Origin of the sequence: Conexibacter sp. W3-3-2, from assembly GCF_009707605.1 — a bacterium.
In the GTDB taxonomy this organism is placed as follows: domain Bacteria; phylum Actinomycetota; class Thermoleophilia; order Solirubrobacterales; family Solirubrobacteraceae; genus Paraconexibacter; species Paraconexibacter algicola.
The window spans coordinates 4,387,550-4,410,759 of sequence record NZ_WLYW01000001.1; the positions used below are offsets into that span (position 1 = coordinate 4,387,550).

Consider the following 23,210-nt stretch of genomic DNA (forward strand, 5'->3'; position numbering starts at 1 on the left):
TTATAGCAATTTTCGCACCCAGAGTTCTGTTGTCTATTTCACTACGCCGTGCGCGATCTGTCCCACCTCTGTTAATTGCAGGCTATATGGTGTCAATGGCTGCCGAATTGACGCTATATGTGTTGACTTTTCCCAACAATCATTCATAATGATGGGCGAAATCAACAGTCAATGCGCCTCCGGCTGTTGGTTTCGCTCCTCGTCGATGTACTGCGGCTTTCAGAGCACCATCCGGTGATCGGCCGCACGCACCGAGGAGGTACGCCATGACTGGCGACATCCCGCCCACGACGGTGGGCAACGGCGGCCAGCTTCGAACGCTGGCTGTCCGGATCACGGAGGATCTGCGCGCCCAGTTGGACGTTCTCGCCCAACTCACCGGCCGCAGCACCACCGAAGAGATCCGCCTGGCGCTGGAGCACTGGATCGCGAAAAACAAAAGCGATCCGTCCGTGCTCAAGCAGGCCGAGGCGGTCAAGGCTGAGATCGAGCGTGAAGCTCAGACTCGCCGCAACGCTATCGCCGCGATCTTCGAAGGTGATGGCACCACCGGAGGAACCAAGAGTTCCCCGACCCGGTCGACTGGTACGAGCAAGCGCTCCCAGTGACCACCTTGGTGGGGCCCCGGGCAGACGTCTATGTGCGCTGCCCGGGGCCCCACTCCCTTCCGGACTTCGTAGCCGGACTCTCCAGCCAACCGCTGGCTGGAGAGCAACGCCTACGAAAGAGGTGATCGCGATGCCGACTGGCATCTACTTCCCGCTCGACGAGCGGCAACCCTTGGCCCTCCATGAGTACGACGCTCTCGAGGACTACCAAGCCGCAGTCGGCGGCCACGTCGAATCCATCGACGCCGGCGAACGGGGCATGTCCTTCTTCGCCAATGACGAGGCCAAGCTGATTGGCCTCGGGATCAACCGCAGAGCGACCATCTACTGGTGGCTGCACCTGGCCGCGTCCTACCAGCGGGATTTCCTCGCGGGCGACGTCGTCCTGGTCGGTCCGACCCACCCGAGTGGGTCAACGCTGAGCGTGCCGCGCTCGATCCAGCAACTCCTGTTTACGCCCTCCACCTTCGCGGTCGAGGTCAGAGTCATGGGATCGAACAAGTGGCACCGGAACCCGGCCGGCTTCGACGACTACTTCGAGGCAGGCAGCTGGGCACTGGACCTCAGCATCCGCCGTCAGGAAGTCGAGAAGGTCCGCGTGATCGCCGCGTAGGCAGTGGGCAACCACACCACCTCCAACACGACGGACCCACCGACTCACCGGGGGCTCAGACATCGCGAGCACCGGGAGCGGTGGGCCCGTCGAAGAAACGCACATCACGAGAAGGAGTCGCCCGAGCGACTCCTTCTTGCGTTGTCGAGGTGCGAAATGAAGAAGGCCCGGAGCCGCAGACGAATGTCTGGGCCCCGGGCCGGTCGTGACGCCTCAGGCCTCCGCGGAAGACCTCAGCCGCTCGCGGTACTCCATCAGTTCGTCAAGCAGGCCCAGGATCTCCGCGCGAGATTCGACGGGCCACTCGTCGGGACTCCGCGAAGCCATGTATACGGCTTCGACAAAGCACACCTTTCCCGGGACACCGTCGAGCGACGTGCACCCCGAGCGCTGGCGGGTTGCGCAATTCGGCTCCTTCGCCATGACAGCCCCTCTCGTTGTTGGAATTGGGCGCTGCATCCGCGAGCTGAGCTCCCAGCGGGAACGCCGAATTCCAACGAGATTGGCTAGTTCAAATATGCCATAAATGCGTCGATATTGCAAATAGGCTAGAAATCTACGTTCATTTGCATTTCCGCCCGGGCATCGCCCTGAAGGATAACCCAGCCCTGGGCTTGAGCCGTCTCGAAGCCTCGCGCAAGGAGCAGAAGCGACGCAGCCCAGACCTCGCTCGTCGCATCCGCGTCTTCCTGACCATGGGGAATGTAGGAACGGGCTGGCGCAGAGACGCGCCCATCGTGAAAGAAGTTCGCGACCACAGAGATCGGAAAGTACCGGGATCCGCCTCGCCTCTCCAACTCGTAATAGGTGTCGAGCACACGGGTGACGATTAGTGCGAAGGCGATTTCGTCGCCCATGGCGGGGCCGAAGTGGTCGAAGGCGACGGGAAACCTCTCACGAATCTGGCGAAGGATGTCGCGGTCAGCGTCCGTGAGCTGCGCCCCGCGCCGATGGAGACCCTCAAGTTGTTCGAACTTGCGGGCAAGCTCCTCAATAACGTCTCGGAGGCTCTCGTTTAGAAGACTCTGAAAAAGGGGATCGATGCCGTCCTCACAACGGGACCGGTCCCGTCGAACGAGGTCGATTGCGAGATGTCCGAAAGCATCTCGCCACTCCCCTTCCAGCCAAGTCATCGAGTTGGGTGATCGGTGCAGGGCCTTGAGCACCTCCCCCTTGCGCTTCTCGATGGTCAACGCCTGCAGCTCGTCGTTGATCTCAATCTTGAGCGCGAACTGCAACGAGACCCGCCAGACCTCTCTGGGTGCGGCCTTCACCGCGCACTCGATCACGTTCATAGCCGCAGTGATGCGCATGGCTGGTCCCCGGTAGCGAAGCCGCCGAACCTCGTTCGCCACGATCGGCAGAGCGATCAGGTTCTCTCCATGCGTCTGGACCGACCACGGGTCAAGCCCCCGGGTTTGCATCGCCATGAGCTCCGCGCGAATGGTGCCTTCGAGGCTGTCTTTGGGAACGTCGAGGGGCTTACGACCTGGCACGAGGACAACAACACCACATAGCGACATCGCACGCGGACGAACACCCCTCAATATCCGGCACACCTGCCCAAGCAAAGAGGCGTACTGCAGCCGCACGCGCGATGTCACGCTCGATCCACCGGCCGAGAACGAACCTCAGCCACGACGGTCAGGAGCTAGTGATGGAGGACATCCTCGACTATCTGCAGGAGGCAGCCTTCGGGCTGTCCGACCTGCGCCAGCGCATTAGCGCGGAAGGCCACAGCACGATCGGCATGGCGGGACTGCTTGCGAACGTGGAGCGCCTGCTTGCCGACGCCACGTTCGAGGTGTCTGCGATGCGCGCGGTTCTGGAGCCCAACCCCCAGACCACGGTCTTCGCCACGGTGCTCACGAAGGCGGCCCAAGCATGAGCACCGACGACTGGCTCTTCATCGGCCTGATCCTCGGAGTGCTCTTCAGTGCTGTCGCCGCAATCTGGCTGGGCACCGAACTGCCCGGTCAGGACGCCACCGACGGAGCCGGACCCATCGAGCGCTGGCGAACGAAGGCGCATCGCGAGTTCGCTCGCGGCGTCGCCGTCGCGAAGCAGATCGGCGAGAACGCGAAGAAGTAGCCGACCAGGGCGGGTGGCCTGCAGGTGCAACTGCAGGCCACCCCGATCACCCAAACCCCCACTCCCAGCAGAGAGATCAGGAGAACGAGATGACCAACACTCACGTTAGCCGTCTTCGGCACGCCATCAGCATGTTGCTCGGGCTCGTGCTCGCGGTTGGATCGCTGACCGCGTGCCAGCTGTCCGCCGGGTCCGAAGGTGCGGCGTACGCCGAGAACTGCCCGAAGCACTCCAAGCTCGCCACGGCGGTCCACCTCGACGTGTCGGGCAGCTTCGTCACCGACCAGGTTGATGGCCAGCGCCTGGGCATCGTTCGCGATGCGATCGGCAGGACCGCTGCCTGCGGTGGCCACCTGCAGATCCGAGCCTTCGCCGGGTCGGGCGCAGGGACTGCCGTGCTGTACGACGACGAGCTCCACCTCAAGGGCTCGACCGAGACCGCTCGACTCCGCCGCATCCCCGCGCTCATCGACTCGATCACGAAGCAGGTCTCGGAGGGCTACACCAATCTCCCCACGATGACCGGCGGCACGGACGTCGTCGGCCAGCTCCGGGGCGATCAGGAGTACGCGGCGCAGCTGGGTAGCGGCTACTCGTTGTGGTCGATCACCGCGACCGATGGCCTCCAGACGGCCGGCGTTCAGTGGCGCAAGCTCACGGAGTCCGGCACCGCGGAGGCGCAGGCGAAGGGCCTTGCCCTCGCGGACCTGTCGGGCACGAACGCCGAGGTGCTCTTCGTCGGCATCGGCAACACGACCGACAGCGACGCCCCGCCCACCGCCGTGGTTGAGGCCGTCAAGTCGTTCTACCGGGTCATCTGCGACCGCCTTGCAGCCAAGCGATGCGACGTCGCGACCGACTACACCCCGATCGGCGGCTGATGAACATGCGCATCGCAGATTGGATGACCAAGGTGTTCGGACCCCGGCCTGATCGACCGCGTCGACGCATCAAGGATCTCGGCGACCACGCCGAGAACATCCGGATCGAACGCCCCGAGAAGCCGTCCGGCATGTCGATCCGCCCGAGCAACGCGACGTCGTACGTCGAGCGCGAGTTCGACCTGTACGGCAAGGAGCAGCTGGACAAGCACCAGGCCGACGGCACCGCGGCAGCGCGCAGTTCACGAGCCCAAGCGGCCAGCCTCACGCTGCCAGCCGAGATGGCGCAGAGCCGGGCGCGCGACAACTACAAGCGGCTCCTGCAGACCGAGGCAGATCGCGACCACGCCCAGCACTGGCTCGGCCCGTTCGCTCGACGCGCTCCCGGCGCGCACCGGATGTACCTCACGTGGTTCGGCCTGCTGATGCTCGGCGACGCCGTCGGAGTGCTCGGTGCCGCTCTCATGTGGGGCGAGATCTGGCTCCTCGCCATCGGCCAAGGCGTCGCCTCCGGCGCGGCTGCTGTGGCGGCAGGCTGGGTCGGGGCCGACGTCCGTGACCGCCGAGAGGCCACCGCGCGCGCCCAGCTCGCCGAACACGCCGATCTCGCGGACGACCTGACCTTGCGCTACCCGGCGCTGTTTGCGCCGGTTCCCAGCGAACGGCACACGTACGGGCTCACGGTCGCGGTAGCGGCTGTCATCGCCGCCTCGCTGGCATCGGCGATCTTCGCGCTCCGAGCGGCCGTCGAGGGCAGCCTGCTCGCGGGCCTCGTCTTCGGAGGCCTGGCGCTGGCCACCTGCCTCGCATCCTTCGTGAACTCGTGGACCCACGCAGATCGAGTCGCGGACCTACTTGAGCGCTACGAGGTCGCCTACCGAACGGCCGAAGCCCAGCACGAGCAGCTCGCCCAGCACCCAGCACCCACCACCCGCGACGGCGCAATCCAAACCGCCGAGTCGATCGAACTGGAGCACCTGCTCCGGGGCGCTGCAGCCAAGGCAGGCGTCCACGCCCTCGCCGAGGGCGTCATGCGCCGCCACCCAGAGATCTTCGGCCACGCCGTCGACCCCCGGACCCCGACCGGCCCCGTCGGACGTCGCTGGCTTCGCACCGAGTCCTCCAACGGACACCGCCACCTCCACAGCGTGCCGCCGACGGACGACTGGCCGGCCACCGGCGAAGTGCCCTTCTGATCCCTCACCAACACCGCCAACGAAAGGAACCACCATGACCACCACCCCCTCCCCGAAGAAGAAGTTCAAGACCCTGCTGGCTGATCCGCCGTGGGACATCCAGCAGAAGGGCGCCCGCGGCGCCGAGCAGCACTACGACCTGATGACGCTCGACCGGATCAAGGCGATGCCGATCTCCGACCTCATGGAAGACGACGCCCACCTCTGGCTCTGGGTGACGAACGCGACACTGCGCGACGGATACGACGTCGCCGAGGCGTGGGGCTTCACGGTCCGCTCGCCGCTCACCTGGGTGAAATTCCGGCTCGGCCTGGGCAACTACCTGCGCAACAGCACCGAGCACCTGCTGTTCGCGACGCGGGGAAAGGCACCTGTCCAGTACCGGGCCCAGCCGACGTGGATCAACGCCCCCGTAACCGACCACAGCCACAAGCCCGAGGAGCAGTACGCCCTCATCGAGCGGGTGAGCCCCGGACCGTACCTCGAGCTGTTCGCCAGGCGCCAGCCACTCAGCACCTCCGACTGGAGCGTCTGGGGCAACCAGATCGCGTCCGGCGTCGTGATCCCCGGCTACCCCGTGCCGACCTACAGCTTCGCCGTCGCTGGCGCAAGCGATGAGGCGGCGTGATGAGCGGCCGACGTCGCGACAAGGAGGACGTCGTGAAGCGCGGGCCGTTCGAGTGGCTGTTCAACGCCGCGTTGCTCGTCCTGGGCACCGCCATCGCGCTGACCCTCGCGCTCCAGATGTTGGCCGCTATCTGGCCGTGGCTCGTCGCCGGCGCGCTCGTCATCGGAGGCGTGGCGCTGGCGATCCACATAGCGATCCTTCGCCGGCGTCAGTGGTGACCACCGAAATCAACTCTCACCCAGAAAGGACACTGATCATGGCTAAGAGCCCCCAGCGCAGGAACCTGCGCCAGAGCGACTTCCGCGTCGTGGCCCGTGGCATCCACCGCCCGCAGCCCGACATCTCGCGCCTGATGCGCGCATCGCTCGAGTACTACCTCGCCCTTCAGGAGGCGGAACAGGCGAAGACCAAGATCGTCAACGAGGAGCGAACCGATGAGGCGGCCTGAGTTCGTCTGGACGCGGCTGCATCTGCCTCGGCCGCTCGATGGCGGACGCGTCCTGGCATTGCTGACCAACCTCGCCAGCGACCGGCGCTCCCCTCCGCTCGCGTTCGAGGTCCGCGCAGACCGAGATGGCGTACAGCATCTGCTCGGCTGCGAGGCCACCGCCGTGCAGCGCATCAAGCGCGTGCTGGGTGACCACCTCCCCGGCATCGCCATGCAGGGCGTCGAGACTCGCCAACCCGTGCAGGAGGCCGGTCGCCTGATGTTGCAGCCACCCGGTATGCCGCTTCGAGTCGACGCCCCCGAGCAGAGCGTGACGTCGCTCCTGTCGGCCGTCGGCGCGCGACTGCAGGCCGACGAGGTGCAGGTCGTGCAGATCCTGCTCGGTCCGCGCCGCCCGCCTCGCACGGTCCCACACAACGCCGTCGCCCCGAACATCGGCTGGTGGGAGCTGCTCACCCGCGGAACCCGCCCGCCGACCTCTGACGAGCGCCGCCAACTACGACAGCGGGCTGAGGACGCCGGGTTCGCTGCCTGCGTGCGCGTGGGCACGACGGGTTCCGGTCGTGACCGGACACGGCACCTCACCGTCGCCCTGCAGAGCGCGCTGGCCACGACGAAGAGCACCGGCACACGCATGGAGTTCGCGCACGAGGATCCCCGGCTGATCAACTCCGCCGCACTGCCGCGCCGCTGGTCGCCGGAACTGAGTGTGACCGAACTCCTCGGCGTGCTGGCCTGGCCACTCGGCGACGGCGAGTACCCAGGCATGCCCCCGTTGCACCCCAAGCCGTTGCGGCCCACGCCCAGCGTGCACACCAAGGATCGCGTGTTCGCCGCATCGCTGGCTCCGGGCGATGACCGGCAGGTCGGCGTCGCGCCCAGTGACGCGCTGCTGCACGGGGTCGCCTACGGCCCGACGAGTTCCGGCAAGACCACCGCGATGTTGCACCTGATCGAAGCCGATATGAGAGCCGGGCGTGCCATCGCGGTCCTCGACCCCAAGCGACAGCTGATCGATGATGTGCTGGCTCGGGTTCCAGCAGAGCGCCTGGACGACGTTGTCGTGCTGGACGTGAGTGCCGACAACCCGATCGGCTTCAACCCACTCGACGTCACCGGCCGCGACGCCGATGTCGTGGTGGACGGCATCATGGCTGTCCTGGGCGGGCTGTTCACCGATGGGTGGGGACCCCGAACCCTCGACATCTTTTCCGGCACGCTCCGTACCCTTGCCCGCGCGAGCGCCGTCACCGGACAGCCTGCCACGCTGGCCGACATCCCGCGCGTGCTCACCAAGGCGCCGTTCCGTCGCGAACTGCTCTCGCACCTACGCCACGACGAGGCGCTTCTCGAGTTCTGGGCGTGGTACGAGAACCAGTCGCCCGCCGCACAGGCAGCCGCCATCGCAGCACCGCTGAACAAGCTCCGCCAACTGCTCCTTCGACCGGGCCTCGTCCGAATGCTCGATCAGCGCGAAACGCCCTTCCGGCTTCGCGACATCTGGCGGGAGAACCGCATCGTTCTGGTGCCCCTCAACGAGGCCCTGATCGGCTCCGGCACCGCCGAGATGATCGGCAGCTTGATCGTCGCCGACCTGTGGCAGGCCGTGCAGGAGCGAGCCAGCGAGCGTAGACCCGAGTCCCGGCCTGGCTTCGTCTACGTCGATGAAGCGCCGCGGTTCCTCCACCTCCCGGCCTCCATGGCCGACGCCTTGGCAGTCAGTCGGTCGATGGGCGTCGGGTGGTGGCTCGCGGCGCAGTTCGCCGGCCAGTTCCCTCGGGAGCTTCGCTCGGCCATCGACATGAACGCGCGCACGAAGCTCGTCTTCGGCACGGAGTACGACGACGCCGCCCACTTCGCTCGCGGCAGCAAAGACCTGATCGCTCAGGACTTCCTGTCGCTGGGCAAGTACCAGGCGTACGCCAACCTGGTTGCTGCCGGTCGTCCCCAAGGGTGGGCTCTGGTCCAGACGTTGCCTCCGTCGGCTCGCACGTCGCGCCCTGAGTGCGTTTCGGCGCACTCGACGGCTCGCTGGGCCACCCCGAAGCCGAGCGGCCCGAATAGCGGCCCTGAGCGGCACGGACAGGTCGAAGGCGCTGGCCGACCGGAGCGACAGGTCGTGGGCCGGAAGCGGAGGTCTCGATGAGCGCCTGGCGCCGTCGCGGACGCCGCGAAGACCCGCGGATTGCGGGTCAGTCCCATCTGGCAGGCGAACGTATGCGCCGGTCAGGGGCTGGTTTCGAGCGATTCGAGTCGATGTGGAACGAACGCCGAAACGATCGACGGAACGATCACGAGCCATCACCCACCCGAGGTGTGCTGCCATGAGGGATCTCGATCCGCTGACCCTCGCGAAGGAGCTGAACGAGCGCGATCTCCGAGTTCTTCGGACGCTCCGCGCCCATCGGCTGGCGACCACCCGGCAGCTTCAGCGGTGGCACTACACCGACGGCTTCGGGGACTCTGCAACGGCGCTGCGGAGCGCCCAACGAGCACTGCGTCGGCTGGCGGGCCACCGACTCATCGCTCGGCTCTACTACCGGATCGGCGGGCAGCAGCGCGGAGCGGACAGTGTCGTTTGGCAGCTCGATGTGGCTGGCGATCGCCTCTTGGCGGTGCTCAATGCCGAGAAGCGGCGGCGCTACATCGAGCCGCGACGGGCGTTCATCGAGCACACAGTCGGCGTGACCGAACTCGCCGTGCAGCTGATCGAGGCACAGCGTCGCGGTGCCCTCGCCGAGCTTGCGCTGACGAGTGAGCCCGCCAACTGGCAGCGCTTCCTCGGACAGCACGGACGGTCCGAGATCCTCAAGCCCGACCTGCTGGCCGTGACCGCCTCGGACGAGTTCGAAGACCACTGGATGTTCGAGTGGGACACCGGCAGCGAGCACCAAAGCGTGATCACCCGCAAGGCCCTCGTGTACGAGCGCTTCGCAGCCGCCGGGACGTACCAACAGGCGCACGGCGGAGTCCTGCCCGCCGTGCTCTGGATCGTGCCCAGCGAGGTGCGCCGCGAACAGATCGAGCAGGCGCTGCGCAACGCCCGCAACCTCACGGCCGACGTCCACCGGGTCGTCACTGCCGAGCAGTTCCTGCCCACCGTCTTAGCGGGCAGCGAACCAATGACAACTACAGAGGAAAGGAACTCACGTTCATGACAACCATCAACACGAAGGGAGCAATCACCGCCCCGGTCAACGAGCCGGAGAACGAGCGCGTTGCCCACGAACTCATCAACCGTGCGATCAAGCAGGCCGGTCCCGACGGCACGATCGGACCAGCCACCGCGCGACTGATCGCCGCCACCATCCACCGGGGCGAGACGACAGCCCTCGGGCGCTTCGCCGCTACAGGCGTCCTGAACCCGCTGGAGGCCAGCGTCGAACTCTGGGACGGCTCGATCAACGAGCTCCCGCCCGCCTGGTGGCGTGCCCTCGACATGTACCTCGATCAGGAGTCCGGCGATGGAGCGCGCTAAGCCGGTCGCAGCGGTCTACGCCCGGGTCGCCCGGAACGAGTCAGATGACGAGCAAGTGAGCATCAATCGGCAGCAGCAGGAGTGCGCCGCCGCCGCGACCCGCCTCGGCATCGACGTCGTCGCCGGGTTCGTCGACACCGACGACAGCGGCACCTCCCTCCTCCGCCCTGGGCTCGGGAAGCTCTTCGGCTGGCTGGACTGGGAAGCCAACGAGGGTCGTGTCACCGACTACGTCGCCGTGGCATCGACCGAGCGCCTCGCCCAGCGCAGCGAAGACCTCACCGAGGTCCTCCGCCAACTTGGCAAGCGTGGCATCCGTCTTCTCATCGCCGAGAACGACAGCACCGTCGAGACCAGTGCGGCCAACACCACCAACAAGGAACTGACCATCCGCGACGTGCAGGAGGAGACTCCCGCCACGGCGGAGCAACCCGAGCACGACCAACTCGACGAGAGCGAAATCGATCTGACCGGCGTCGTGGAGCAGACGGAGTCGCTGATGGACGTGATCGGTGACGCGCTCATCGAGGCTGGCGACGACGGCGAGGTCCCTGAGTGGGGAGCACGCGCGATGGCGCGTCTCCTGGCGAACCTGCTTGGTGAATCCGGGTCCGCTCTCCACCACTTCGCCGTCACTGGACAGGGCACCTTCGAACAGATCGGCCAAGACCTCGACGTCCTCTGGGAAGACCCGGATCGAACTGAGGTCACGAGCGAGGTCATCAACCGGCTTGCGACCTACCTGATCACTGTCGAGCGCAAAGCCCACCAGGAGCGCGCCGGCAACTTCTCCGAGACCACTCGGGCCCTGATCGCCGAGCACGGCCCTGCCTTCGAGGCGTTCCTCCAGCTGCCGGACGTCACCGAGAACAACGCACTGCACGGCTTCCACGAGGTCTACTACCGATCATTCGACAGCCTCGAAGCCGTCGCCCAAGACGTCGCGGAGAGCCACGAGGTCTACCAACTATTGGAAGAAGCGTCACTGAGCCACGTGGCCAGCCCAGACCAGCGTCTGCTCCTCAAGCTCGCCCGACAGCGCTGGGACATCGTCCCCCACAACAAGCGCTTATATCTGTTCGAGAAATAGGAGCATCAATATTCAAGAGTCGATATTCAGTCATATTCACAAAGTGTTGTAATAAACGCCTTTTCGCTGGCATTTCCCCTCATATTCCCGTAAAATAGGAGCGTAAACAGGAGTATTTATGACTAAAGATGAGAGCGTGAAGAATATCGAGCTTGCCCAGCTCGTCGTCCGTCACCGCCTTGCTGCGGATCTGACCCAGCGCCAGGCGGCCAAAGCGGCAGGCGTCGACAGCCACACGATGAACAAGCTCGAGCGAGGCGGCTACGCCTCGCCGAGCCCCAAGACCCTTATCGGCGTCGCTCGCGCACTCAACATCCCACTGCTGGAGATCTTCCGCGCCGCTGGCTACCTGACCCCGTACGACGTCATCGACATCGTGCGCGGCTACGAGCCCGACGCGGAGCCAGCACCAGTTCTCATCGAGGCATCGAGCTTCGACGAAGAGCGAAACCGCTACATCGAGCGGCTCATCGAGGAACACGGCCTCGACTACATCGAGCCCGACTACGAGGCGCCGAACCCAGACCATTAATGCCCTCGCGGCGGAAAGGAAGCAGATCCGATGCCAACACCCACAGCCTCCCCACCAACAGATCTGCTCTCTCTCCTTCGCGGGGTCGAGTCGGCACCCGCCGGCGACCTGGGATGGGCCGAGCACTGCACACGCCAGCAAGCCGTGATCCTGCTTCTACAGACCGGCCGACGGGTCGACCTAGAGGTGCTTGCCGAAGCCCTCGATCTCACGATCTACATCGACACCGCCATGCCAGTTGACGGCACCGCCTTCTGGACCCGCCTTGGTTGGCGGATCCATGTCTCGGACGCGCTGGAGCCCAAGGCCCAGCTGCGCACTGCCCTGCACGAGATCAAGCACGTGATCGACCACGGCATGCGTGCCCCACGACGCTCCGCAAAGGATCACATGCACTTCGAGTACCTCGCGGACCTCTTCGCCGAGCTCGTGCTCGCAGGAACAGCCACATGAACGACCTCGCACCTCGACAGAACGCACTACTAGCCCAGGAGTCGCCCATGTCCGCCTCGCCGCCGACGCCCATCCGCACCGCCGTCGCCTACCTGCGCGTGTCGACCTCCGACCAGGCGACCCGAGGCGGCCTGAGCGAGGGACTCTCGATCCCGGCTCAGCGACAGGCCATCTATACGAAGGCCCAATCAATGCGCGCCACTGTCGTCGAGGAGTTCATCGACGCCGGAGAGTCCGCAAAGACCGCAGACCGGCCGGAGCTACAGCGCATGCTCCGCTACATCCGCGAGAACCGCGTCGACACGGTCTACGTCCACAAGATCGACCGGCTCGCTCGTAACCGAGCCGACGACGTCGCTATCACCGCCGAAATCCGATCGGCAGGCGCGACACTGGTGTCAGTCAGCGAGAACGTCGACGAGACCCCGCAGGGCCAATTGATGCACGGCATCTTCAGTGCGTTCGCCGAGTTCTACTCGAAGAACCTCGCGGCCGAGGTCATGAAGGGCATGGAGGAGAAGGTTCGACGCGGCGGCGCTGTGAACCGCGCGCCCGTCGGCTACGTCAATCACCGCGGCCTCGTGAACGGCGTGGAGAGCCGCACTATCGAGATCGACGAGGAACGCGCACACCACGTGCAGTGGGCCTTCACTGAGTACGCCACCAACCCGGACATGACCGTCACGCGCATGACGGAGCTGCTGCAGGATCGCGGACTCACGGTTCGCGCAACAGCGAAGCAGCCGGAGAGGATCGTCCAGCGCTCCCAAGTCCACCGGATGCTGACCAACCCGTTCTACACGGGCGTCGTTCGCTTCAAGAGCGTCGAGTACCCCGGCGCCCACACTCCGCTCATCAGCAAGGAGACCTTCGATGCCGTGCAGGAGCGGCTCGACAAGAACCGCCACACCGGCAACCGCGAGTTCAAGCACCTGCACTACCTCGCAGGCTCTCTGTACTGCGGCCGCTGCCAGTCGCGCATGATCTACACGGCGAACACCGGCCGACGCGGCATCACCTACGAGTACTTCGTATGCGGCGGTCGCCTGTCGAAGTCCAACGACTGCCAGGCACCCTACGTCGCGATCGAGACCGTTGAGGGCGCCGTCGCGCGCACATGGAGAAGCGAACACGCGCGCTGGCACAACGAGGCATTCCAGCCGATCCGCGCCGAACTCCGTGAACGGCTCCGCGAAATCCGCAGTTCGTCGGACCGCGAAGCCAGCTCGCTACAGAAGCGAGCAGACAAGCTCCGCCGCGACCGATACAAGTGGGCCGAGCACGCCATGGAAGGCACGATCCCGGCCGATATCGCCCGCGAAAAGCAGGCACAGCTTGCCCGCCAGTTGGCGACACTTGAAGCCGAGATGGCCTCAATCTTGCGAGCCGGGATCGACACCGAAGCCACGCTCGACGCGATCCTCAATCTGATCTACGAGCCCGCCTACGCGTACCTGGGTCTGGAACCCGGCCAGCGTCGGACCTACAACCAGGCTTGGTGGAGCCGCATCTACATCGACACGATCGAGCTGCTGCCGGCCGAGGTCGTGTGCGAAACCACGCGTACCACGATCGCCGATGCGCTCGAAGCCAGCCGCCAGATCGCCGTTGAGGCTCTTGAGGCGCGGGGCGAGATCCGGGCTACCGCCCCAAGAAACGTTCGAACCCCCGCCACGGAAAGTGACGGGGGTTCGAACAATCAACCACTGGTGGACCCCGCGATCTTCGAGAGCCTCCCGAAGTCCGTCGACCTCACCAACCCGGTCGGCTACCTCTTCAGCAGCTCACCGGGCCGCCGGAAGGTCGAGCGGTCGGCCACGATCGAGGAGCTCCGCAGGGCCGGAGAGGTCGTCCAGCAGGCCGCCACGGTCGCGAACCTCGCCTACGCGCACGTGATCGAGTCCGCCGGCGTCTCGGACGAGCGGACGCTCGCGGCCACGAAGGTCGCCGCCGCGAAGGCCCGCCAGGAGGTCTGGAACCTCTCGGGCGTGCCGGAGCAGTTCCGGCCGATGCGGGCGACGGCGCTGGGCTCGCAGATCTCCGAGAACCGCCAGCAGTTCTCCGACGAGCGCACCGAGGCGCTCCAGGACATCATGGTCGCCTCGCGCAAGCGCCGCGCAGAGCTCATCACCTGGGGCAGCCTCATCGACGCGGGGCTCCTCTCGGAGGAGAAGTACCGCCGCACCAAGCAGATCTTCCGCGTCCTCTCGGGCAAGTCGAAGTTCAAGGCGATGCTCGTGATCAGCCGCGGCTCCTCGATCGGCCTGCTCGCCGACTGGCTCGTGCGCCACCCGGAGATCGGGCCGTCGGTGGGCAAGCCCGGCACCACGGTCGCGCAGTCCACCGAGACGGGCAAGGCGATCACCGAGATCATCGAGACCGTCATGGGCGTCCTCGGCGGCCTCGGCCTCGGGGTCGCCGCGCTCGGCGAGAACGGGCAGAAGCTCGCCGAGCTCCTGGACATCGACGGCATGAACTTCCAGGAGTCCCACTACACCGAGCACATCGGCAAGTTCATCGGCGGCGGGATGAAGGGCCTCGGCGGTCTGACCGGCATGACCACCGGCATCCTCGACTCGATCAACGCCGGCGAGCAGATCAAGCTCGGCGGCGTCCACCGCTCGCAGGGCATCGACCAGATGTACAACGCGGTCACGAAGACCATGCAGAGCACGGTCACCACCGGGCAGGGCGGCGTCGACATCGCGCGGACCGTGCAGTCGTTCAACCACGGCGACAAGATCCCGGCGCTCGAGCAGGCCTTCCAGGGCCTCGGCGGCACCGTCGCCGTCCTCTCGGCGATGATGCACGTGAAGGACACGGCGCGTCAGGGGGCCTACTCCCACGGGATGCTCGCCGGCATGGGCGTCAAGGAGGAGGACGAGGCCCGCTGGCTCAGCGCGCTCGGCCGCCGCGAGGTCCACGGCGGCAAGGCGACCGCGTCGGGGATCAAGGCCGCCGGCTCGGTCCTCACCGCCATCGGCACGTTCATGGGACCGACCCCCGCCGGACCGATCCTGAAGATCGTCGGCATGGCGATCACCGGCGCCGCCGACGCCGTCGAGACGATCGTCGACCTGTCGGTCGGCGGCAAGTCGCGCGCCAAGGAGCTCGAGGCGATGTACGGCGACGGCTCGCCCGAGGCGCTCGAGTACGTCCTGAAGTTCCACAGCGAGCACTCCGCCCAGACGATCGTGCAGAAGGCCCTGGACGGGGACGCGAACGCCAAGCAGGCGCTGGCCTCCTACGGCGTCACCGAGCTCGACCTCAAGACCAAGAGCGCCAAGGTCATCCGCGAGCTGATCAACAAGGCGATGCGCCGCGGCGACGGCCGCAACCTCGGCCAGAAGGTCTCCGAGGGCGTCGGCACGATCAGCCGCTACTTCGGGGCCGGCGGCCACGCGGAGAAGCAGCACAACCGCGACGAGATCGCCTGGCGCACCGCGCAGGCCAAGAACCTCGTCGGGTACAAGAAGAAGGTCCGCACGCGCGGCGAGGTGATGGCCGCCGCGCAGTTCCGTCGCGCCGACCAGGTCGAGAACGAGCGCAAGCGGATGATCGAGCTGCTCGAGCGGATGAAGAAGAAGGGCCTCGTCACCGACGAGCAGTACCGGCAGGCCAGTGAGCTGCTGATGCCCTGGCGCCAGTTCCAGGAGAAGCAGATGCAGGAGCGGCGCAACCAGCACAACGACCGCCGCAACAAGGCGTTCTTCGAGGAGAAGGGCGGAGACCTCGCCCAGGTCAACTTCGAGCGCCGGGCCGAGCAGAAGCGCCAGCAGATGCGCGAGCAGTACGAGAAGCAGTACGGGATCAAGCTCAAGCCGCTGAGCGAGGTCGTCAACGACGAGACGGTGAAGTACCGCGGCCTCTGACCGGCCGCGGCGCCGGGGCCGTCCGCCCGCCGGGTAGGGTCCGGGCGACCATGAGCCCGATCATCGACGTCTGCCCGCTCGCGGACCTCCCGCCCGGGACGTGCCGCATCGTCACCCACGACGACCTCGAGATCGGCGTCTTCAACTGCGCCGGCGAGCTGCTGGCGATCGAGGACCGCTGCTCGCACGACGACGGACCGCTGGCGGAGGGCGAGCTCGACGAGCGCGCCTGCACGGTCGAGTGCCCCCGGCACGGCTCCGTCTTCGACCTGCGCACCGGGGCGCCGAAGAACCTCCCGGCCTACGAGGCCGTCGAGCGGTTCGAGGTCCTCGTCGAGGACGGCGTCGTCAAGGTCGACGTGGACTGACGCCGTGCGCCGCGCCGTGCTCGCGGCGCTCGCCGCGCTCCTGCTCCTCGCCCCGACCGCGGTCGCGCAGGACTCCGACGCCCCGGCGGGCGCCCTGCCGCACTGGCTGCCGACCGAGCAGTGGGTCTACCAGCACTGGCTGCCCTACGACGAGGCACGGCTCTACGCGGTGCTCGGCACGACCCGGGCACGGATCTGGCGCCACCTGCGCGACGACCGCGCCCACACCCTCGGCCAGCTCGCGACCCGCCGCGGCCTCACGCTCGACCGGGCCGCCCGCGCGCTCGTCGCCCCACGCCTGCGCACCGCCTCCCCGGCGCTCGCCTCGCGGCTGCTCGCCCGGGCGCGCCGGACGCTCGACCAGGGCCATCTCAGCCAGCACCTGCTGTTCCACTCCCTGCACCAGCTCGCGATCCCGGACCGGGCCACGACCATCTTCGGCGCGCCGTCGAAGGCCCGCTACCTCGCGCTGCGCCGTGCCGAGCTCAGCCCCAACGAGATCGGGCGGCTCTATGGCCGCACGCAGGCGAGTGTCCAGCGTGCGGCCGCCCGGGCGCTCCGCGACGCCGCCGCGGCGGGGACCCGCTCCGGCGCGTTCACGTCCCGGCAGGCGGCGATCCTCCTGGACCGCCAGCTGCGCCAGCTGCCCCGCTTCCTCGGGCAGCGCCGCTACAACGGGCCGCCCCGGACCGGACCCGGGTCGCGGCCGCTGCTGCCGCCCAACGACTACGCGAACCGCCCGACGATCACCGCCGACGGCGCCACGGTCGTGTTCGACGCCTACCGCGCGACGATCCCGCAGGCCACCGCGCTCGGCGAGATCCACGTGCAGGCCGCCGCCCTCGCCGACCCCGCGTCCACGCCCGCCGAGCTGACGCCCCCGGCACGGCTGCCGCAGTCCACCTACAACAGCCAGGTCTCCGCGGACGGGAGCACGGTCGTCGCCGAGCGCGCCGCGGGCAACCTCACGTTCGCCAAGCGCTACGGCCACATGCGCGTCATCGGCATCGACCGGGTCACGAACACGCGCTTCGAAATCAGCCACCGGGACGGTCCGTCCGCCTCGCGTACGGCGTACAACCCGTCGGTCAGCGGTGACGGCCGGCGGGTCGTCTTCGAAATGTCCCAGGACGGTGGGCCGGGCGGCCGCTCCACGAACGCGCTGCTCCTGTTCGACCGGGCGACCGGGAAGACACGCCGGATCGCGGGCGGCAGCGGCTACGGGACCGTGTACGAGCCGTCGATCACCGCCGACGGCCGGTTCGTCACGCTCACGGCGGGCGACGCCGGCGCCGACGGGCGGGCCCTCGTCTACCGCCGCTCGCTCGCCACCGGGCAGACCGTGCTGGTGAGCCGGGCGGACGGCCCCGACGGGCGGGCGGCCGACGGCGACGCCCGCGAGCCGTCGGCGAGCGCCGACGGACGGCTCGTCGCGTTCGCGAGCACGGCGGGCAATCTCGGTGGCGGCCCGCGCGGCGCCTCCCGCATCTACCTGCGCGACGTCGTCGCCGGGACCACGCGTCTCGTCGCCGCGGTCGCCGGGCGCGTCGCGCTGGACCCGGCGCTCTCGGCGGACGGCCGGGCGCTCGTGTTCACCGCGCGCGAGCGCGGCGACGGGCGCCGCTCGACCGTGCTGCACGTCGATCTCCCGACGGGACGCACCACGGTCGTCTCGCGCGGGCGGACCGGCGGCGCGGGGGAGCCCGTCCTCTCGGGCGACGGCCGGGTGCTCGCCTACACGACCACCGCCGGGGTGCTCGGGAAGCCCGCCGGGGTGCCGGGCGTCGTCGTGCGCGACCTGCAGACGGGCACCGACCGGCTGCTGAGCAGCCACGCGCCGATCAGCGCCGGGCCGGGCGCGCGGCCGGCGGCGGCCGCGGCGGCCCGTCGCGCGGGGCGTGCGCGCGCCACGAGCGCGCACTACGTCTGCGACCTGGCGGGCTGAACGCGATCGCGGGCGCCGATGCGCCCGTACCAGCTGACAGAATCGCCGGGCGCGAGGGGGCCGAGAGGGACACGGCGCTACAATGAAATGCCGACTCCACGAGTCGGTATTCGCACGGAAACGACTTGCGAGGAAGCACGCACTTATGGCCACGCCCGAGATCAGCACGAAGGTCCTCACCGAGGAAGAGGCCGCGCTCAAGGGGTTCGGTGCCGACTACACCGAGCGCTACGGCTTCCGCGACGCGGAGAACTACCTCTACAAGGCCCCCAAGGGCCTGAACCGCGAGATCGTGGAGAAGATCTCCGAGTTCAAGAGCGAGCCGGAGTGGATGCGCGAGTTCCGCCTGAAGGCCTACGAGTACTTCGAGGCGCGGCCCCAGCCCACCTGGGGCTCCCCGATGCTCGCCGAGGTCGACTACGACGACATCCACTACTTCGTCCGCGCGTCCGAGCGCGCCGAGCGCTCGTGGGACGACGTGCCCGAGGACGTCAAGAACACCTTCGACCGGCTCGGCATCCCGGAGGCGGAGCGCAAGTTCCTCGCCGGTGTCGGCGCCCAGTACGAGTCCGAGGTCGTCTACCACCAGGTCAACGAGGAGCTCGAGAAGCAGGGCGTGATCTTCCTCGACATGGACACCGCGCTCCGTGAGCACGAGGACCTCGTCCGCGAGCACTTCGCGACCGTCATCCCGCCGAACGACAACAAGCTCGCTGCGCTGAACAGCTCCGTGTGGTCGGGCGGCTCGTTCGTCTACGTCCCGCCGGGCGTCCACGTCGAGATGCCGCTGCAGGCCTACTTCCGCATCAACACGGAGAACATGGGCCAGTTCGAGCGCACGCTCATCATCGCCGACGAGGGCAGCTACGTGCACTACGTCGAGGGCTGCACCGCCCCGACGTACTCCGGTGACTCGCTGCACTCCGCCGTCGTCGAGCTCATCGCCAAGCCGGGCGCGCGGATCCGGTACACGACCGTGCAGAACTGGTCGCAGAACGTCTTCAACCTCGTCACCAAGCGCGCGGTCGCCCAGAAGGACGCGACCGTCGAGTGGGTCGACTGCAACCTCGGCTCGAAGCTGACGATGAAGTACCCGGCCGTCTACCTCATGGGCGAGCGCGCCCACGGGGAGATCCTGTCGATCGCGTTCGCCGGCAAGGGCCAGCACCAGGACGCGGGCGGCAAGATCATCCACGCCGCGCCGAACACGACGTCGAACATCTTCGCCAAGTCGATCTCCAAGGACGGCGGCCGGTCCTCGTACCGCGGCCTGCTCGAGGTCGCCAAGGGCGCCCACGGCGCGAAGTCGAAGGTCGTCTGCGACGCGCTGCTGCTCGACCCGCAGTCCCGGACCGACACGTACCCGACGATCCGCATCGGCGAGGACGACGTGGACATCGGACACGAGGCCTCGGTCACGAAGGTCGGCGAGGAGCAGCTCTTCTACCTCCAGGCCCACGGGCTCGAGGAGGAGGAGGCCGCGAAGCTGATCGTCAACGGCTTCATCGAGCCGATCGTCAAGGAGCTGCCGATGGAGTACGCGGTCGAGATGAACCGCCTCATCGAGCTGCAGATGGAAGGGAGCATCGGCTAGATGGCCACCGCGATCACCGAGCCGGACTGGCTCACCGCCCGCCGGGTCGGCGCGGTGGAGCGGGCGGGCGAGCTGGAGCTCCCGAGCTTCCGCGGCGTCCCCGGCTGGGAGTTCACCCCGATCGACGGGCTCGACCTCGACGGCTTCGCTCCGGCGCGGTCGGGTGAGGCGCCGGACCGCTCCGTGTTCGACTTCGACGGCGCGGTCCGCGTCGGCGGCGGCGCCGTCGCCTCGAGCGCGGACGCCACGTCGGAGGGCCCGATCGTGCTGCCGATCGCCGAGGCGGCCGCGCGCCACCCCGAGCTCGTCGAGCGCCATCTGGGCACGCTGGTCGCGGACTCGCCGTTCGTCGCGCGCAACGACGCGCACTGGAGCGACGGGGTCTTCGTGTACGTGCCGCGCGGCGTGCAGATCGAGGCCCCGATCCTCGTCACCGCCGTGCACGAGCAGGCCGGGAGCGCGCTCTACACGCGCACGCTCGTGGTCCTCGAGGACGGCGCGGAGGCAGAGGTCTGGGACCAGCTCGTGAGCGCCGACGACGAGGCCGACGGGCTCGTCAACGGGGTCGTCGAGCTGATCGTCGGCCAGAACGCGCGGCTGCGCTACGTGTCCGCGCAGGAGCTCAACGAGAAGACCTGGGTCTTCGGCGCGCAGCGGGCGGAGGTCGCCCGCGACGGGCACGTCGACTGGGTCACGCTCGGCTTCGGCTCCAAGAACGGCAAGGTGTTCCTCGAGACGACGCTGTCGGGCCCGGGTGCGCACGCCTCGGTGACCGGCGCGTACGCGTCGCGCGGTCGCCAGCACCTCGACGTCGACACGCTGCAGGAGCACGCGGCGGAGAACACGACGTCGGACCTCGCGTTCCGCGGGATCCTCAACGACCGGTCGTCCACCGTCTGGCGCGGAATGATCAAGGTCGACGAGGGCGCCCAGCAGACCGACGCCTTCCAGGAGTCGCGCAACCTCATCGTGTCGAAGAAGGCGCACGCCGACGCGATCCCGGGCCTGGAGATCCTCGCCGACGACGTGCGCTGCACGCACGCGGCCGCGATCGCCCAGATCGACCCGGACCAGCTGTTCTACCTGCGCTCCCGCGGTCTCTCGACCGCGCAGGCCCGCCGGCTCGTCATCGAGGGCTTCCTCGAGGCGACCGTCGAGCGGCTGGAGCAGGGCCCGATCCGCGAGCAGGTCACCGGCGCGATCGAGTCCCGCCTCGCCGCCGTGCTCGGCGCCTGACCCGCGCGCCCCACCTCACGCTGCACCGTGCGCCCCGGCTCTGCCGGGGCGCACGTCGTCGTGGCCCCCGCCCGGGGGCGTTCTGGGTGATCCGAGTGCCATATCCGGGGCCCGGATCACCCAGTTCGGGCGCGGTCGGCGGGTGGGCCCGGTCTGGCGGGGCGTGCGGGGTGTGCGCACGGTCGCGCCGGGGCCGCGCCGGCCAGCACCGCCAAGCGCGGCCCGGCGCCGTCCGCGCCGCCCCGCCCCGGGCGTTCTGGGTGATCTGGATGCCATATCTGGGTCCCCGATCACCCAGTTCGGGCGTGGTGGCGGACCGGGTGGGAGGGGACCGCGGGGTTATGGCGCCCGGCGCGCCGCGCTCAACCCTCGATCAGTGCTCGAGGGTTCAGGGTGACCCGGGGATCCGAGCGGGCGTCGGCGATCCCGTGGTCACCTCGCGGCCGCGACCGACCCTCGACCCGTGGTCGAGGGTTGCTCGGTGGCCGGCGCTCAGGTTGACGGAATCCCGGGGGCCGGGAGCTGCTCGAGGATCTCGCGCAGGTCGTCGACCGTCTTGTACTTCAGGGCGAAGCGGAAGCTGTGCACGTACGCGACCGTGCCGGTCTCGTCGACGATCACCGTGCCGCGCTTGACGCCCATGACCTTCGAGTCCATGTCGTAGGCGGCGGCGACCGCGCCGTCCTCGTCCGCCAGCAGGGGGACGTTGAGGTCGTACTTGCGGTGGAACGCGTCCTTGGACGCCTTGTCGGCGCCGCTGATCCCGACGACGACCGCCGGCAGCGCCGCGAGGTCCTCCGCGTGGTCGCGGTAGTCGCAGAACTGCTTCGTGCAGACGCTCGTGTCGTCGCCGGGGTAGAAGAGCAGCACGACCCGCCGGCCGCGGTGCTCGGAGAGGGTGAAGGCGCCGTCCGTGCCGGGGAGCGTGAAGTCCGGGGCGGCGTCACCGACGGAGAGATGGCCCATGGATCTACTGTACGCCCCTCGCATGCCCGACTGGACCCGCTCGCACGCCGCCCGGATCGCCGCCACGGCCGTCCACGAACTCGAGGCGCTGGTGGGCATCAGCTCGCCCTCCGGCGACCGTGCCGGCGCGGAGCGGTGCGTCGCGGCCCTCACCGCCGACCTGCCCGCCGACGCGCTCGTCGAGCGCCTGACGTGCTCGACCGCCGGCAACGCCGACGACCTCCTGATCCGCGTGCCCGGCACCGGATCCCGCCGGATCGTGCTCGTCGGGCACGTCGACACGGTGATCTCGCACGAGCTCCACCAGCCGCTGCACCCCGACCCCGACGTCCAGGGGCGCTCCGCGGCTCGGGGGCGATCGACATGAAGGGCGGCGACGTCCTCGCGCTCGGCGTCCTGCGCGCACTTGCGCACGACCGCCGCGACGAGCTCGCCGAGGTCGCGCTGCTGCTCGTGACCGACGAGGAGTGGCGCACCGCGCCGTTCGCCCACGCCGCGCGCTTCGCGGGCTGGGACGCCTGCCTGTGCTTCGAGGCGGGCGAGCTCGACGCCGACGGCCGCGACGCGGTCGTCGTGCGGCGGAAGGCCGCCGGGACCCTCGAGATCACCGCCACCGGCGTCGCCGCCCACAGCGGCGCCCGTCCGGACGACGGCCGCAACGCCCTCCTGGCGCTCGCCGAGGCCGCCCGCGTCGTCGCCGCGCACCACGACCCGGCCGGCTCCGACCGCCTGACCGCCGTGCCGACCGTGCTGCACAGCGGCGAGGCCCTCAACGTCGTCCCCGCCGGCGGGCAGCTGCTCTGCGACGTCCGCGCCGACCGGCTCGACGCGTTCGACCCGGTGATGGCGGCGATCCCGCGCGAGGTCGGCGGCGCCACCCTCGCCGTGCGCAACCTGCGCGCCTGGCCCGGCATGGACGCCCGCGAGCCCGCCGCGCCGGTCCTCGCGCGCGCGGGCGCGGCACTGGGTCGCCCGATCGTGCCCGCGTCCCGCGGTGGCGCGAGCGACGCGAGCCACCTCGCGACCGTGATCCCGCTGACGATCGACGGTCTCGGGCCGCTCGGGGGCGGCGCGCACGCGCCGGACGAGCACGTGCTGGAGGACTCGCTGCGGTCGCGCGCGGAGGTCGCCCTGGCCGTCGCCGACGCGGTGCTGCGCCAGCAGCAGCCCGATGCTCCGGGTCCCGGAGTCGGTTGACGTAACCCCCCGCC

General features: G+C 68.4%; 24 protein-coding genes. 22 read left to right on the forward strand and 2 right to left on the reverse strand.

The window, feature by feature from the left end:
* Window positions 1-266 precede the first annotated feature (266 nt).
* Together GKE82_RS21015 and GKE82_RS21020 are read left to right on the forward strand one after the other, a co-directional pair.
* Complete coding sequence (locus GKE82_RS21015; RefSeq protein WP_154734653.1) at window positions 267-608, forward strand: ribbon-helix-helix protein, CopG family; 342 nt, start codon at window positions 267-269, stop codon at window positions 606-608.
* A 130-nt stretch (window positions 609-738) separates the two neighbouring features.
* Entirely contained in the window at window positions 739-1,221 is a 483-nt protein-coding gene (locus GKE82_RS21020) for a DUF3846 domain-containing protein (RefSeq protein WP_196189365.1), read from the forward strand.
* Window positions 1,222-1,769: 548 nt separating this feature from the next.
* On the opposite strand, the gene GKE82_RS21025 is transcribed toward GKE82_RS21020, so the two are convergent.
* Window positions 1,770-2,813, reverse strand: coding sequence for a hypothetical protein (locus GKE82_RS21025; protein WP_154734655.1), 1,044 nt, complete (start codon window positions 2,811-2,813; stop codon window positions 1,770-1,772).
* Between the two features lie 65 nt (window positions 2,814-2,878).
* Between GKE82_RS21025 and GKE82_RS21030 the strand changes: the two genes are divergently transcribed.
* The 18 genes from GKE82_RS21030 (at window position 2,879) to sufD (ending at window position 21,033) form a co-directional block, all read left to right on the forward strand.
* Complete coding sequence (locus GKE82_RS21030) at window positions 2,879-3,109, forward strand: hypothetical protein (protein ID WP_154734656.1); 231 nt, start codon at window positions 2,879-2,881, stop codon at window positions 3,107-3,109.
* Window positions 3,106-3,312 (forward strand): hypothetical protein, encoded by a 207-nt coding sequence (locus tag GKE82_RS21035; RefSeq protein ID WP_154734657.1) that lies wholly within the window; start codon window positions 3,106-3,108, stop codon window positions 3,310-3,312. Before GKE82_RS21030 ends, GKE82_RS21035 begins: the two co-directional genes overlap by 4 nt.
* A gap of 89 nt (window positions 3,313-3,401) precedes the next feature.
* Window positions 3,402-4,193 carry a hypothetical protein gene (locus GKE82_RS21040; protein WP_154734658.1) on the forward strand — a complete coding sequence of 264 codons (792 nt, stop codon included), beginning with the start codon at window positions 3,402-3,404 and terminating at the stop codon, window positions 4,191-4,193.
* The gene (locus GKE82_RS21045) at window positions 4,193-5,389 is read left to right on the forward strand and encodes a hypothetical protein (RefSeq protein WP_154734659.1); all 1,197 of its coding nucleotides are present in this window, start codon (window positions 4,193-4,195) and stop codon (window positions 5,387-5,389) included. Before GKE82_RS21040 ends, GKE82_RS21045 begins: the two co-directional genes overlap by 1 nt.
* A 34-nt stretch (window positions 5,390-5,423) precedes the next feature.
* Window positions 5,424-6,017: an MT-A70 family methyltransferase gene (locus GKE82_RS21050; RefSeq protein WP_154734660.1), complete on the forward strand. Its 594-nt coding sequence runs from the start codon at window positions 5,424-5,426 to the stop codon at window positions 6,015-6,017.
* Complete coding sequence (locus GKE82_RS21055) at window positions 6,017-6,235, forward strand: hypothetical protein (RefSeq protein WP_154734661.1); 219 nt, start codon at window positions 6,017-6,019, stop codon at window positions 6,233-6,235. The genes GKE82_RS21050 and GKE82_RS21055 overlap by 1 nt, the downstream gene beginning before the upstream one ends.
* A gap of 38 nt (window positions 6,236-6,273) precedes the next feature.
* Window positions 6,274-6,465: a hypothetical protein gene (locus tag GKE82_RS21060; protein ID WP_154734662.1), complete on the forward strand. Its 192-nt coding sequence runs from the start codon at window positions 6,274-6,276 to the stop codon at window positions 6,463-6,465.
* Window positions 6,452-8,611, forward strand: coding sequence for a type IV secretory system conjugative DNA transfer family protein (locus GKE82_RS21065; RefSeq protein WP_154734663.1), 2,160 nt, complete (start codon window positions 6,452-6,454; stop codon window positions 8,609-8,611). Before GKE82_RS21060 ends, GKE82_RS21065 begins: the two co-directional genes overlap by 14 nt.
* Before the next feature lie 178 nt (window positions 8,612-8,789).
* Entirely contained in the window at window positions 8,790-9,623 is an 834-nt protein-coding gene (locus GKE82_RS21070; protein ID WP_154734664.1) for a replication-relaxation family protein, read from the forward strand.
* On the forward strand, window positions 9,620-9,943 hold the full coding sequence (locus GKE82_RS21075; RefSeq protein WP_154734665.1) for a hypothetical protein: 324 nt from the start codon (window positions 9,620-9,622) through the stop codon (window positions 9,941-9,943). The genes GKE82_RS21070 and GKE82_RS21075 overlap by 4 nt, the downstream gene beginning before the upstream one ends.
* Window positions 9,930-11,033 (forward strand): recombinase family protein, encoded by a 1,104-nt coding sequence (locus GKE82_RS21080; RefSeq protein WP_154734666.1) that lies wholly within the window; start codon window positions 9,930-9,932, stop codon window positions 11,031-11,033. The genes GKE82_RS21075 and GKE82_RS21080 overlap by 14 nt, the downstream gene beginning before the upstream one ends.
* 136 nt (window positions 11,034-11,169) lie before the next feature.
* Complete coding sequence (locus tag GKE82_RS21085; RefSeq protein WP_196189366.1) at window positions 11,170-11,565, forward strand: helix-turn-helix transcriptional regulator; 396 nt, start codon at window positions 11,170-11,172, stop codon at window positions 11,563-11,565.
* A 144-nt stretch (window positions 11,566-11,709) separates the two neighbouring features.
* Window positions 11,710-12,018, forward strand: a complete 309-nt coding sequence (locus tag GKE82_RS21090) for a hypothetical protein (protein WP_154734668.1) — start codon at window positions 11,710-11,712, stop codon at window positions 12,016-12,018.
* Window positions 12,019-12,065: 47 nt separating this feature from the next.
* A complete protein-coding gene (locus tag GKE82_RS21095; protein ID WP_196189367.1) occupies window positions 12,066-15,890 on the forward strand; it encodes a recombinase family protein in 3,825 nt (1,274 codons plus the stop codon).
* Window positions 15,891-15,940: 50 nt separating this feature from the next.
* Window positions 15,941-16,258, forward strand: a complete 318-nt coding sequence (locus tag GKE82_RS21100) for a non-heme iron oxygenase ferredoxin subunit (protein WP_107569054.1) — start codon at window positions 15,941-15,943, stop codon at window positions 16,256-16,258.
* Between the two features lie 4 nt (window positions 16,259-16,262).
* A complete protein-coding gene (locus GKE82_RS21105; protein WP_154734670.1) occupies window positions 16,263-18,203 on the forward strand; it encodes a PD40 domain-containing protein in 1,941 nt (646 codons plus the stop codon).
* Between the two features lie 145 nt (window positions 18,204-18,348).
* Window positions 18,349-19,797, forward strand: coding sequence for a Fe-S cluster assembly protein SufB (gene sufB, locus GKE82_RS21110; protein WP_107569056.1), 1,449 nt, complete (start codon window positions 18,349-18,351; stop codon window positions 19,795-19,797).
* Entirely contained in the window at window positions 19,798-21,033 is a 1,236-nt protein-coding gene (gene sufD, locus GKE82_RS21115; RefSeq protein WP_107569057.1) for a Fe-S cluster assembly protein SufD, read from the forward strand. It abuts the gene before it with no gap.
* Between the two features lie 492 nt (window positions 21,034-21,525).
* On the opposite strand, the gene GKE82_RS21120 is transcribed toward sufD, so the two are convergent.
* On the reverse strand, window positions 21,526-21,999 hold the full coding sequence (locus GKE82_RS21120) for a peroxiredoxin (RefSeq protein ID WP_154734671.1): 474 nt from the start codon (window positions 21,997-21,999) through the stop codon (window positions 21,526-21,528).
* Window positions 22,000-22,021: 22 nt separating this feature from the next.
* Between GKE82_RS21120 and GKE82_RS29155 the strand changes: the two genes are divergently transcribed.
* Both GKE82_RS29155 and GKE82_RS21125 read left to right on the forward strand, forming a co-directional pair.
* Window positions 22,022-22,366 (forward strand): hypothetical protein, encoded by a 345-nt coding sequence (locus GKE82_RS29155; protein WP_230316244.1) that lies wholly within the window; start codon window positions 22,022-22,024, stop codon window positions 22,364-22,366.
* Entirely contained in the window at window positions 22,363-23,196 is an 834-nt protein-coding gene (locus tag GKE82_RS21125; protein ID WP_230316245.1) for a M20/M25/M40 family metallo-hydrolase, read from the forward strand. Before GKE82_RS29155 ends, GKE82_RS21125 begins: the two co-directional genes overlap by 4 nt.
* Window positions 23,197-23,210 lie beyond the last annotated feature (14 nt).

Bases quoted from the DNA above. Each gene is read 5' to 3' on its own strand.
- GKE82_RS21015 (WP_154734653.1), top strand. From the start codon at position 267: ATGACTGGCGACATCCCGCCCACGACGGTGGGCAACGGCGGCCAGCTT.
- GKE82_RS21020 (WP_196189365.1), top strand. From the start codon at position 739: ATGCCGACTGGCATCTACTTCCCGCTCGACGAGCGGCAACCCTTGGCC.
- GKE82_RS21030 (WP_154734656.1), top strand. From the start codon at position 2,879: ATGGAGGACATCCTCGACTATCTGCAGGAGGCAGCCTTCGGGCTGTCC.
- GKE82_RS21035 (WP_154734657.1), top strand. From the start codon at position 3,106: ATGAGCACCGACGACTGGCTCTTCATCGGCCTGATCCTCGGAGTGCTC.
- GKE82_RS21040 (WP_154734658.1), top strand. From the start codon at position 3,402: ATGACCAACACTCACGTTAGCCGTCTTCGGCACGCCATCAGCATGTTG.
- GKE82_RS21045 (WP_154734659.1), top strand. From the start codon at position 4,193: ATGAACATGCGCATCGCAGATTGGATGACCAAGGTGTTCGGACCCCGG.
- GKE82_RS21050 (WP_154734660.1), top strand. From the start codon at position 5,424: ATGACCACCACCCCCTCCCCGAAGAAGAAGTTCAAGACCCTGCTGGCT.
- GKE82_RS21055 (WP_154734661.1), top strand. From the start codon at position 6,017: ATGAGCGGCCGACGTCGCGACAAGGAGGACGTCGTGAAGCGCGGGCCG.
- GKE82_RS21060 (WP_154734662.1), top strand. From the start codon at position 6,274: ATGGCTAAGAGCCCCCAGCGCAGGAACCTGCGCCAGAGCGACTTCCGC.
- GKE82_RS21065 (WP_154734663.1), top strand. From the start codon at position 6,452: ATGAGGCGGCCTGAGTTCGTCTGGACGCGGCTGCATCTGCCTCGGCCG.
- GKE82_RS21070 (WP_154734664.1), top strand. From the start codon at position 8,790: ATGAGGGATCTCGATCCGCTGACCCTCGCGAAGGAGCTGAACGAGCGC.
- GKE82_RS21075 (WP_154734665.1), top strand. From the start codon at position 9,620: ATGACAACCATCAACACGAAGGGAGCAATCACCGCCCCGGTCAACGAG.
- GKE82_RS21080 (WP_154734666.1), top strand. From the start codon at position 9,930: ATGGAGCGCGCTAAGCCGGTCGCAGCGGTCTACGCCCGGGTCGCCCGG.
- GKE82_RS21095 (WP_196189367.1), top strand. From the start codon at position 12,066: ATGTCCGCCTCGCCGCCGACGCCCATCCGCACCGCCGTCGCCTACCTG.
- GKE82_RS21100 (WP_107569054.1), top strand. From the start codon at position 15,941: ATGAGCCCGATCATCGACGTCTGCCCGCTCGCGGACCTCCCGCCCGGG.
- sufB (WP_107569056.1), top strand. From the start codon at position 18,349: ATGGCCACGCCCGAGATCAGCACGAAGGTCCTCACCGAGGAAGAGGCC.
- sufD (WP_107569057.1), top strand. From the start codon at position 19,798: ATGGCCACCGCGATCACCGAGCCGGACTGGCTCACCGCCCGCCGGGTC.
- GKE82_RS21120 (WP_154734671.1), bottom strand. From the start codon at position 21,999: ATGGGCCATCTCTCCGTCGGTGACGCCGCCCCGGACTTCACGCTCCCC.
- GKE82_RS29155 (WP_230316244.1), top strand. From the start codon at position 22,022: ATGCCCGACTGGACCCGCTCGCACGCCGCCCGGATCGCCGCCACGGCC.
- GKE82_RS21125 (WP_230316245.1), top strand. From the start codon at position 22,363: ATGAAGGGCGGCGACGTCCTCGCGCTCGGCGTCCTGCGCGCACTTGCG.